7 protein-coding genes and 1 pseudogene are annotated in these 10,919 nt (G+C 67.4%); 5 read left to right on the forward strand and 3 right to left on the reverse strand.

Features of this window, described 5'->3' with window-relative positions:
• The 3 genes and pseudogenes from ACFYX0_RS42915 to ACFYX0_RS42925 form a co-directional block, all read left to right on the forward strand.
• The coding region (locus ACFYX0_RS42915; RefSeq protein WP_388980062.1) for a transposase at positions 1 to 459 on the forward strand (459 nt) is incomplete at its 5' end.
• A 525-nt stretch (positions 460 to 984) separates the two neighbouring features.
• Positions 985 to 2,072, forward strand: a pseudogene (locus ACFYX0_RS42920) (integrase core domain-containing protein).
• A 1,840-nt stretch (positions 2,073 to 3,912) separates the two neighbouring features.
• The gene (locus ACFYX0_RS42925; RefSeq protein ID WP_388980065.1) at positions 3,913 to 4,347 is read left to right on the forward strand and encodes a hypothetical protein; all 435 of its coding nucleotides are present in this window, start codon (positions 3,913 to 3,915) and stop codon (positions 4,345 to 4,347) included.
• A gap of 369 nt (positions 4,348 to 4,716) precedes the next feature.
• Here the strand turns inward: ACFYX0_RS42925 and ACFYX0_RS42930 are convergent, their stop codons facing one another.
• The 3 genes from ACFYX0_RS42930 to ACFYX0_RS42940 all read right to left on the reverse strand — a co-directional run bounded on the left by ACFYX0_RS42930 (position 4,717) and on the right by ACFYX0_RS42940 (position 9,063).
• A complete protein-coding gene (locus ACFYX0_RS42930; RefSeq protein WP_388980067.1) occupies positions 4,717 to 7,173 on the reverse strand; it encodes a SpoIIE family protein phosphatase in 2,457 nt (818 codons plus the stop codon).
• 189 nt (positions 7,174 to 7,362) lie between these two features.
• Positions 7,363 to 7,629, reverse strand: a complete 267-nt coding sequence (locus tag ACFYX0_RS42935) for a hypothetical protein (RefSeq protein WP_388980070.1) — start codon at positions 7,627 to 7,629, stop codon at positions 7,363 to 7,365.
• A gap of 780 nt (positions 7,630 to 8,409) precedes the next feature.
• Positions 8,410 to 9,063: a TetR/AcrR family transcriptional regulator gene (locus tag ACFYX0_RS42940; RefSeq protein WP_388980073.1), complete on the reverse strand. Its 654-nt coding sequence runs from the start codon at positions 9,061 to 9,063 to the stop codon at positions 8,410 to 8,412.
• Between the two features lie 145 nt (positions 9,064 to 9,208).
• On the opposite strand from ACFYX0_RS42940, the gene ACFYX0_RS42945 reads away from it, so the two are divergent.
• On the forward strand, positions 9,209 to 9,757 hold the full coding sequence (locus tag ACFYX0_RS42945; protein WP_388980075.1) for a carboxymuconolactone decarboxylase family protein: 549 nt from the start codon (positions 9,209 to 9,211) through the stop codon (positions 9,755 to 9,757).
• A 75-nt stretch (positions 9,758 to 9,832) separates the two neighbouring features.
• Positions 9,833 to 10,741: an NADP-dependent oxidoreductase gene (locus ACFYX0_RS42950; protein WP_388980078.1), complete on the forward strand. Its 909-nt coding sequence runs from the start codon at positions 9,833 to 9,835 to the stop codon at positions 10,739 to 10,741.
• Positions 10,742 to 10,919: the final 178 nt, after the last annotated feature.

Below are 10,919 nucleotides of genomic sequence, written 5' to 3' on the forward strand. Positions count from 1 at the left end.
CGGACCGTCCGCTGCCCCCAAGGACACGCCAGCACCGGCTGGCACCCCGTCACCCAGCACGGACGCGACGCCATCGTCATCGAGTTCGCCAAGTCCGACTGCGGCAGCTGCCCGGTCAAGGCCCGGTGCACCAGCGCCGCCCGCGGCAACCGCATGCTCACCCTGCGGCCCAAGGAGATCCACGAGACCACCGCCAGGGCCCGGACCGAGCAGGACACCCCGGCCTGGCGGACCAAATACGCCCTGCGCGCCGGCATCGAAGGCACCGTCAATCAGGCCCTGGACATCACCGGCCTGCGCCGGGCCCGCTACCGCGGGCTACCCAAGGTCCGCCTCCAGCACGCCTTCTCCGCAGCCGCAATCAACGTGGTGCGCCTCGACGCCTACTGGAGCGACCAGCCGCTCCGCCCGGTCCGCACCAGCCGCCTCGAACGCCTCGCCTACCGACTCACCGCGTAGACCCCACCAATTGCGCAGCAGAGTCTCCGCCTGCCGCAAAGCTGAGACAGGGCGCACCGCGGAGCCGCGGTAGGCCCTCGGGCGCTTCCCGTCCGCCATTCGCCGAGAGGAGGTGGTTGTGCTGATTGCCGTGTCACTGGTCTGCGCCGTGCTCGCGGCCGCGAGCAACGCTCTAGGCACGGTCTCACCTTCCACCGCCTGATCCCCGGGCGACCTGGCTCTCCGTCGGCAGCATCGTCGTCAGTGTCTGTCTGGGGCTGTTCGCGGCCGCTCCCAACGGAGGCACCCTCCAGGCCCCCGCCTCGCTGTGGATGGCGGTCATGATCTGTTGCCTGGGAGCCATGGCGACACTGTGCACCCTCGCACTCAGGCGTCGCATGGGCCCGAGTCGTGCCGCCCACATAGGTCTGGCGGCCGCCATCGGCTACGCCCTGACCTGTCCCGCTCGGAAATACGATTCTGAGCCTGGCCTGCAGCTTCTCCATGTGGGGCAACGGCCTCCGCGGCGCCTGGGATGATCCTTCGATGCCGCTGTCGATCGTCACCGCACTGGTCCGGAATCTGATCAGAGTGCCCGCCGCCGTGCTGCGCAGCCGGGTGGCCAAGGATGCGGAGGTGCTGGCGTTGCGGCACGAGAACGCGGCGCTGCGCCGCCAGATCGCTCGGGTCCGCTACGAGTCCGCCGACCGGATCTGGCTGGCCGTCCTTTCCCGGCTGGTCCCGCGGGAGCGCTGGCGTCAGGTCTTCGCGGTCACGCCGACCATGCTGCTGGCCTGGCACCGACGCCTGGTCTCCCGGAAGTGGACATTCACCGAGCGCCGCCACCCGGGACGGCCCCGGACTGCGCCCACCGTCAGGCAGCTCAACCTGCGTCTGGCGCGCGAGAACAGCACCTGGGGCCACCGCCGCATACAGGGCGAGCTCGTCCGCCTTGGCTACTCCATCGCCCCGTCCACCGTATGGGAGATCCTGCAATCCTCGGGAGTTGACCCCGCGCCGCATCGCTCCGGCCCTACTTGGCGTCAGTTCCTCACCACCCAGGCCCACGGCATCATCGCCGCCGACTTCCTGCACTTCGACCACCGTGGCGTTGGGGCGCCTGTACGCCCTGGTCTTCATCGAGCACGGCACTCGCCGACTACACCTCGCCGCGTCACCGCCCACCCCACCGCGCAGTGGGCCGTCCAGCAGGCGAGGAATCTCGCCATGACGTTGGGGTGCCGGATGGACTCGCTGCGCTTTCTGCTGCGGGACCGGGATGCGAAGTACACCGACGCCTGGTCGACGCCGTCTTCCAGGCCGACGACGTGCAGATCCTGCTCAGCCCGCCGCAGGCACCGAGAGCGAACGCGATCTGCGAGAGAGCCGTGGGCACCCTCCGGCGCGAGCTCCTCGACCGGATCCTGATCTACAACGAGGCCCACGCCCAAGCGGTCCTGGCCGAGTACATCCGGCACTACAACCAGCACCGCCCCCACCAGTCCCGGCGGCAACCGCCCCCGGACAGCACCAAACCATCCCCTCCAGCCACCGTCACCGACCTCCAGGCCCACCGAATCCGGCGACAACCCCTCCTCGGCGGCCTGATCAACCAGTACCAGAGGACCGCCTGACCGAACGGCCTCGGGGGCTGGTTCGCCCCATGCTAGACGCGACATTGACCGCCGATGAGGCCACGTACATGCTGCGGCGTACGGCGGAATGCCTCCGCGACGCGTCAGACGTGGCTGAGTCCCGCGGCCAGCGGCTGGGTCTGCCGGACCAGCCGCTCTCGGGAACTGCGGCAGAGGTGTTGAGTCAGGCGCTGAAGCGCTCGTGCTCTGCCGCGCAGTCAACGAATGGAAGCGGCGGAGGCGCGTAGCAACTCCACCAGTCCTCAAAGACACGAAGCCCTGTGGGCGCCTTGGGGGATTCGTAGGTGTCAACAGGGCTTCTCGCCGCTCCCTGGCTGCCTTCTCCCGAACACCTTCGTCTCCGATGGGCCCGCTGCCGACCATGCGAGCCCGACCACGGTGACGATGGGGGCACAAGGGCCGCGGTCGGCCCGACCACGGATCCGGCCTCGCATGGACGCCGACCTACTCAGCACGGCCGGAGATCCGAAGCCACACATTTGGCTGCGCAACCGCTCGCACCAGCCGACTGTGCAAGGCCCTCGACCGGGGGTGGTGGCCGTCGGCTTGGCCGGAGTCGCGGTCCGAGTTGGGTCACCGTGGGGGACACAGGCGATGGTTGGGCCTATGGTCGGCCCGACCATCGCCCCATCCAAGCCGCCAAGGGTCTGATCGTCACAGCGGCCGGAGGGGGCGTGGCATGTGACTGGCAGCGTGCGGTATCCGCCATCGGGGAGAGCAGTGCACGACGCGGGCTCTGCGCACTGCCCCGGCGCCAGTCACGGAGGTGATTGCGCACGATCTCTGGGCTGCGCAGCCCTGGACGAAGTTCGCTCGCCTGTCTGCGCAACCGCCCCGATTGCGCAGACCCTGGGTTTGTTGCGCAGACGTCTGCGTGAGCGTCCGTTCGTCCGCGGCGCATCGCCGGGTACGCAGCGCTCGTGGAGCGAGCCTGATCCGCTTGGTCGGAGGCGGCCATGAACCCAAACACGGCGGGACGTTGTTGTGGGGTGATGGCGGCGGACCAGTTCGCCCAGATCCCCGACGACCTCTACCCAGACTGTGCGCTCCCCCCTCATCTTCCGCGCTTACGGCCCCCGGCTCATCTCTATCGCGATGGCCGGCGCGAGGCGTCACCGAGCCGACCACGCTGGGGCTGAAGGCCACGGGTGCGGTCAACTCCGTTCACCAGGGAGGTGAAGGGCGCCACTTGTTCCCGGCGTGCAAGGCGGGCGGGATGCATGCTCGGCGCGGTCGGCTGCGCACTTCATCATGGTCATGCGTGAGAGTCGCGAAGTGATGTCCATCTTCGCAATATCTGCCGGACCCGAAAGAAAGAGGTCGCTAGCCCGGCTCGGCGGCTCGGAGGCGGCACAGTTTTGGTGGAGGTCGCTGGGATCTGTGGCGCTGACTCATGCGTTGGCTATTGCGGAATTGGTTGCGCAATCTCCTGACCTCGGCCGCTGGTGGGCCTTGAAATTCAGCGGGTCAGACGGCGAATTGGCCATAGTCGGGAAGCTGACATCCCTTCTGCTGCCGCTGCTCCCTGCCCGAATGATGAATGAAGAGAGAAGGTGGGGGCGGGCGTGGTCGGCGCGGCGGCATCGGGGATCGGGCCGGGCTCTTTTGCGTTGCGCGTCGGCGGGGCCTCCGCGCTGCGGCGCTGACGTGCCGGCGTGCCGGCCGGTCCGGTGACCCGCCTGTTGACGGTGTGGCAGTCTCCATAGAACCGGGCGATCTTTTGGAGGCGTCGGCCACGGCAGCCCGCCGCTTCCGACGACGGTCTGGCTCCCGGACGCCGAACGTCTGGGCTCCTACAGTTACACCCTGGGCTACTGACATGAGCGACTGGAACGCCCGCCGCCAGGCGGCGGGCGGGAGGTCTCAGGCCCGGCGTTCGGCCGGCATCGCGATGACCGTGTTGCTGGTCTTGGCCACGGCGGCCCGCCAGGAGGAACACAAGAGCCTCCCGGGGGCGCTCCAGGGCCAGGACACGGACGTCAGCGCGACGGAAGCATTTCACCACTACGGCATCAACACGCCGCCTTCGATGCGGAACCTGCGCTATTCCGCGCTGTCGTCGGACGACACCTACCCTCTGGTCGCCGTCTTCTGTGCCGACTGCCGGGACGTTCCGGGGTTCACTTCCCGAAACGCACTGCGCCCTGTGTCGTACGCGAACACCGACACCTCCGACGTGGATGCACGGTGGTCGTCACCACCCGCCCCTGGCGGGCGGACGGCGAACTCATCGACCTGCCCTCCGCCGGCCTGAGCGCCGGCAGGGCCGCCGGACTTACCGCCACGGAACGTTGCGTCGCCCTCCTTGCTGGACTTCGCGATGGCAGGCTGATCAGTCGACCGTCCTTCTTCCAGATGAAGAACGTCCGCGACGTCCGCCGCGCCGGCATCCCTCTCTCCGTCATCCAGCACGAAGACGTTCTCGTCTTCACCCGGCCCGACCACGCCCCTTGCCCGTGGAATGGCCACGGTTCGGCAGCCGAGAGCTGGGGCGCGACACGGACCGACTGCTCTGCGAGCGCCACACAACCCCTGCACCCACGTGAAATCGCCCCCGGCAGCAATGGATGCCCCTGACCCTGGTGCGGAGGCGGGCTGGGGCGCACACGCGCCCCAGCCGGGCTTACAGTGTGGACGGCAGGTCTTGGTCGACCCAGACGAGCTTGCCGCCCGTTGCGGAGCGGAAGCCCCACCTGCTGGACAAGTGGGCGATCAGGAACAGTCCCCGGCCGTTTTCGTCGACGATGCGGGCATGGCGCAGGTGCGGGTAACACGTTCCGCTGTCAAAGACTTCGCAGGTCAGGACTTGGTGCTGGATGAGCCGTAGCCGGATCGGGCCGGCGCCGTGGCGGATAGCGTTGGTGACCAGTTCGCTGATGATCAGCTCCATGGTGGGCACTAGATGCTCCAGTCCCCATTCGCTGAGTTGATGGGCGGCCAGGTGCCGGGCGGCGCTGACGGCGACCGGCTCGGTCGGCAGGTCCCAGGAGGCAACGTGGGCCGCGTTGAGTGTGTGGACCCGGACAAGGAGCAAGGCGACGTCGTCGGATGCTGTCTGAGTCGGCACGGTTTCCACCACTGAGGAGCACAAGTCTTCCAAGGACAGTTCGGGTTGTGCCAGGGCGGTGCCGAGGCGGTGCATGCCGACGTCGATGTCGTCGTCACGGGATTCGACCAGGCCATCGGTGTAGAACGCGAGCAGGCTGCCTTCGGGCAGTTCCACTTCCACGGCGTCGAAGGGGACCAGCCCGAGACCGAGGCCGAGTGGGGCTCCGGTGGGCAGGTCGGGGAAGGTGACCTGGCCTTGTGCGTCGACTATCGCGGGCGGGGGGTGCCCGGCCCGAGCCATCGTGCACTGCCGGCTGGCCGGGTCGTAGACGGCGTACACACAGGTCGCGCCCATAATCGCGGCGATCTGATCAGGGGCGTCGTCATCTTCCTCGGTCAGCCGCCGGACGCTGTCATCGAGGTGGTTCAGCAGTTCGTCGGGGGGCAGGTCCAGGTCCGCGAGGGTGCGGACGGCAGCGCGGAGCCTGCCCATGGCCACCGCGGCGTTGATGCCATGTCCGACCACATCACCGACGACGAGGGCCACCCGGGCGCCAGACAGCGGGATCACATCGAACCAGTCGCCTCCGACGCCGGCGTGCGTGTCGGCCGGCAAGTAGCGCCCGGCCGCCTCGACGGCGACGCCGCCGCTCAAACGGCGCGGGAGCAGGTTGCGCTGGAGAGCGAGGGCCGTACTGCGTTCGCGAGCGTATTGGCGGGCGTTGTCCAAGGACAGCGCCGCCCGGGCGACCAACTCCTCAGCCAGGAGCAGGTCATCGTCCCGGAACGGCATCGGGTCCTCGGTGCGTGCGAACAACGCCACGCCCAGCACAGAGCGCCGGGCACGGATGGGCACGATCATCAGGGAGTGCACCCCGTTCTCACGGATTTTCTGAGCCCGTGCCGGGTCGTGGGCGATCCATGTCCCAGGGGTGGTATCCAGTACCGGTTCCAGGTGGGACCTTCCCGTGCGCAGCGCGCTGGCGAGCGGCGAGTTTGGGAGGACGGAAATTGTCTCCCCTCGCGCAAACGTCGACTCTGGGATCCCTGGGTGGATCGAGGCCAAACCGGCACGGCGGAACACAGAGGGGTCATCGGACATTGTGTCGATTTGGGCAGGGGGCTCTTCGCCGAACGGGGGGATGGACGCCGCCAGGTCGACGACGGCGTAGTCGGCCAACAGGGGCACTGCGAGGTTGGCCAGTTCCTGTGCGGTCTGCATGATGTCCAGGGTGCTGCCGATGCACGTGCTGGCGTGGCTGAGGATGGCAAGGCGCTCGCGCGCCCGCTGGTTGCTGGTGACATCCACGCTTATGCTGCACACTCCCAGTGCCTGACCGTCCGCGCCCTGGAGACAGAAGAACGAGGCCGCGAATGCGTGCTCCCGGCGAGGATCTTCCGGCGGCCACGCCCGGTACTCGTGGACCGCGGAAGTGCCGCTCGCCAGCACCTGCCGCATCACCGCTTCAAGGGCCTCGGCCTCGAAGCTGGGCAGTGAATCCTTCAGGCGGCGTCCGAACCTCCGGTCACGGGAAATGCCGTCATGCTCCATCGTGTCGTTCACCCAGGTACAGCGCAGCTGCGGGTCACGAATGGCGATGCCGAGCGGCGCGCGGGCAAGCAGCGACTCCCGCACCGATCCGTTCATCATCCCCGAGGAGAACGCGCCTATGTCGGTCAGGGATACCAGCCACCGATGGGTTGCATCCTGTCCCCACAGCAGCGAGAGGCGCAGGCTCAGGTTGAGCGTACGGCCGTCGCGGTGGCGGACCGCCGCGCTGCCGGACCAGCCACCTTGGGCACGGCACTGCTCGGCGAACGCTGATACCCCCAGCGTCTCCTCGGAGGACGGCAGTAGGAGTGTGGCGGACCGGCCCACCACGTCCTCAGCGCAGTACCCAACAACGTGCTGAGCGGCTTGCGTCCACGCGACCACCGTCCCTTGCTCGTCGATCATCGCTATCGCTGCGTCGGATATCTCGCGGAGCTTCAGCGGCTCCACGAGTGCGGCCTGGTCAGTGCTCATCATCATCGTTCCCATCAGATGCGTCGCAACCCGACCGTATGCGTGCATTCGCCCACATGTGCGGACCATTTTCCGAGCAAAAGACCGGACCACTTTGCGCCGAACGGCCAGGCGGGCCCCTGGGCGCCGCCTGTCAGACCGGTTGCACCGCGAAGCGCCACGTTGCGTGCTCGGGGCGCCACGTTCGGGAGCGGGTTAGCCTCGATTCCCGGTGCGGAAATTTGATTGAGGTCTGCTCTGCCGGTTCAGCGTGGGGAAGTGGAAGCGTAGGGTTCGGTCGTTCCACCAGGGGAGGGGGATCTCCATGGTCAAGGCGGCGGCGATCTCGGTGACACCGCGCTGATCCGCCCGGAGGGCCAGGACCTTCTCGCGTACTGTGGCAACGGCCTTGCTCGGCCCTTTCGGCCCCGGCCTGGTTTCGGCGAACATCTGCAGGCGGCCGGAGCGCAACAGGGTCGCCATCTGGTGACGCTGGAGGTGGAGTACCCGAACCGGTCGGCGACCTCCGCGGCAGAGGCGCCCTCGACGAAATACGCCCGAAGGGCCTCATAGCAACGCTGGACGGAACCGCCGGGCTGGAGGAAGTACTCGCTGCCTGATCTCAACGCGACTCCCTGAACAACTCACGGAGAGCGTAGGGCTGTATCCAGCTCCGTGGGAGCCGAATTGGACCTTCCGCGGCGGAAGTTGGCTGCTCAGACATCTGCCGCTGCCACACAGGGAGAAGTGATCGGACAGATTCCGGTTAATTCGATCATGGTCGGCGTTCAGAAAGACCGGTTGAACCTCGGCAGAGTGCAGCCATGCGCGCAGCCGTGACATGCATGTTCATCGATATCGAACCGCATCAAAGGCACGGGAGACGCGCCGTACCCGCCTCCCGGGAATCGAGGTTAGCGGTTTCGCGAACGCTGTCATGCGCACTTCCTCGGTGATGGGATCCTGGGTCGGTGGGCGCACGACCGGCAGACTGCTAACCGCGTGTGGACGCTGGTGGGAGATTGGACTGACGCGGTCTCAGAAGCCGTGCGAGCGCTGGGCGTCTGTCGCCGAGCATTTGCCACGGATGGGGCCGCAACCTTGGTGAACGAGCGCGGCAAGCCGCACAGCCGCGTAGAGCTGCACGGGCCACGATGGTCTGGCGCGCCCGCCTCATGAGTCGGATGCTCGACTGCCGCCTGGACCCGCCGTCGAGGATACGACCCGTCCCCCGTTCGAGGGGCAGTCTCAGACCGTCGGCGGCTAGTGAACCTGCGGTACGTCGACTTCAGGAGACCGCACGAAGGTCTGCACGTAATCGATGGCTGCCTGCAACGCGTCCCTTAGCGGGGCGATGTCCCGAGCGACCTGAGCGAGGAGGCTGCCGCCCTGGAATGCGGAGAGAAGCAGATTGGCCAGCTGCGTCGGATCCGCGTCAGTGCTGATGCGGCCGAGTCGCTGCATTTGCTGGAGCCCGTCGCGGAAGATGTCCCGCCACCGATCGAACGCGCTCGCGAGCTCATCGTGAACGTCAAGGTCGGTCTTGATGATCTCGCTCGCGAGGGAGCCGAGGCTGCAGCCTTCCTGGTAGGCGCGCTCGTAGCCGACGTAGAACTGCGCCCACTCCCGAAATGCGTCGAGATCGTCGAAGGAAGCGAACCGCTCACCGCGATGGAACGCGAGGACGCGATCGGCCTGCCATGCAATGACTGCCAGGACCAGACTCTCCTTGGTCGGGAAGTAGTGGTTCAGCTGTGACCCGCTGACGCCAGCCGCGCGACGGAGCTGCTCGTTGTTCGTCGCGTGGACACCCTTCGTGTAGATGAGTTCCGCGGCGTGCTCCAGGATCCGGGTACGCGTCGCCTGGCCCTTGTCCGTGAGCTTGTGAGGCACCCGAGCTCGTGTCGTGGCTTCCATACGTCACACGATACCGCAAACTGGGCTTGACAGCCCAGTCTTGGGCGGTGTTAGCTCTGGGGAGTGGGCCGCCAAGCCCAAAAAAATGCTCGACCTGACCTGGGCTAGGCGACTACTCGCACACCTACCGGAGGTTGATTCGCTAATGTCACGACTGAACGTCCCCTCTCCCGACGATGTCCCCGCGGGAGCGCAAGGCATCCTCGACAACATTGGCGCACAGCTCGGCTTCGTCCCGAACATGTTCAAGACCATCGCGTCGAACCCGACCGTTCTTGACGCCGTCGTGACACTGCAGAGCACCATGAGTCGCGTTCTTGACGCGAAGACGCGGCACACCATCGCGCTCGCGGTCTCGGAGGCCAACAGTTGCGCTTACTGCCTGGCGATTCACACGTACGTATCGTCCGAACTCAGCGGAATGTCGAGCGACGACATCGACCTGGCTCGCGCCGGGAGCTCGGTCGACCCCAAGCGCGCCGCGGCCGCTCGCTTCACTCAACGGGTGGTCGAGAGCCGCGGGCGAGTCAGCGACGCAGACCTCGCGGCTGTGCGCGGCGCCGGCTATACCGACCCGCAGATCTTGGCGATCGTCACGGTCGCCGTGCAGGCCCTGCTGACCAACTTTCTCAACAACGTCAACAAGACCGACATCGACATCCCCTCCGCCAGCTCGGTCAGTACGCCCAGTTGAGCGCCGAAACCCCAGAGTGAAGACATAGCGGCCGGCTTGTACCTACCGTCGGCCGGACCGAGTGAAGGGATAACCATGAAGGCAAGCGGAGTGTCCGGACCCGATGCGGACGTCGTCCTCCTGGAGGTGCCTGAGCCGCCGGCTCCTGGTGCTGGTCAGCTTCTGCTCGAGGTGGAGGCGGCCGGTGTCGGTCCGTGGGATCAGTTGCTGAACGGTGCGGGCTGGGATGTGGGGCTGCGTCCGCCGGCGGCGCTGGGTGTAGAGGGTGTGGGCCGGGTGGTGGCCGTGGGTGCTGACGTCGAGGGTTTTGCTGTCGGTGACCGGGTGCTTGCGCATGAGGCCCCGTTGGCCGGTGGCAGTGGCTTCTGGGCTGAGCGGGTGCTGATCACTGCGGCCAGTGCTGCGATCTGCCCGGCGGGGCTGGATCCGGTGCAGGCCGGGGCGCTGCCGGTTGCCGGGCTCACGGCGTACCAGTCGCTGGAGGAGTTGGGGCTCAGCCAGGGGCAGCGGCTTCTGATCACCAATGGTGGTGGGGCGACCGGTGTGCTGGCGTTGCAGATTGCTGCTGCTCGGGGGATCGAGGTGACGGTGACGGCGTCCGCTTCAGCTGCTGAGCGCCTGCGTGGTCTGGGTGCGCTGGAGGTTGTCGACTACCACGACTCGGATTGGGCGGGTCGGGTTCGTGGTGGGTTCGATGGTGCGCTGATCGCTGCTGGTGGTACCGCGCAGGTCGCGCTGTCGCTGGTGCGGGACGGTGGGCGTCTGGTGTCGCTGACCTCGGACGCGCCTGCGGGTGAGCGTGGTATCACCAGCACGGACCTCTACGTCCGGCCTGATGCCGCTCAGCTCACCCATCTGGCGGAGGCGGTCGTGGAGGGGAAGCTGAAGCAGAACGTGGAAGCGCTCCCGTTGAGTGAGGGGTCGGCCGCTTTCGCCCGGGTGTCCGCTGGGCAGGCCGGCGGCAAGAAGATCGTGCTCACCTGAGCACATCCACGATGGGGTGTCGCCCGGCCCTGACACCGACTCACAGCACCCGTCGGACACGGCACGGCCGCGTGCGCAGCCGTGCCCATCAGGCGAGGGCGCATCAGGCGGTCGGGCCGGTTCACGGTGGCGCCACCGTGAACCGGCCCGACCGCCTGATGCGCCCTCGCCTGATGGG

It is taken from the genome of Streptomyces sp. NPDC002573 (assembly GCF_042889625.1).
In the GTDB taxonomy this organism is placed as follows: Bacteria; Actinomycetota; Actinomycetes; order Streptomycetales; family Streptomycetaceae; genus Streptomyces; species Streptomyces gibsoniae.

What these genes read in the sequence shown, in the direction of transcription:
- ACFYX0_RS42935 (WP_388980070.1), bottom strand. Translation starts at nt 7,629, where the DNA reads ATGGCGACCCTGTTGCGCTCCGGCCGCCTGCAGATGTTCGCCGAAACC.
- ACFYX0_RS42945 (WP_388980075.1), top strand. Translation starts at nt 9,209, where the DNA reads ATGTCACGACTGAACGTCCCCTCTCCCGACGATGTCCCCGCGGGAGCG.
- ACFYX0_RS42925 (WP_388980065.1), top strand. Translation starts at nt 3,913, where the DNA reads ATGAGCGACTGGAACGCCCGCCGCCAGGCGGCGGGCGGGAGGTCTCAG.
- ACFYX0_RS42940 (WP_388980073.1), bottom strand. Translation starts at nt 9,063, where the DNA reads ATGGAAGCCACGACACGAGCTCGGGTGCCTCACAAGCTCACGGACAAG.
- ACFYX0_RS42930 (WP_388980067.1), bottom strand. Translation starts at nt 7,173, where the DNA reads ATGATGATGAGCACTGACCAGGCCGCACTCGTGGAGCCGCTGAAGCTC.
- ACFYX0_RS42950 (WP_388980078.1), top strand. Translation starts at nt 9,833, where the DNA reads ATGAAGGCAAGCGGAGTGTCCGGACCCGATGCGGACGTCGTCCTCCTG.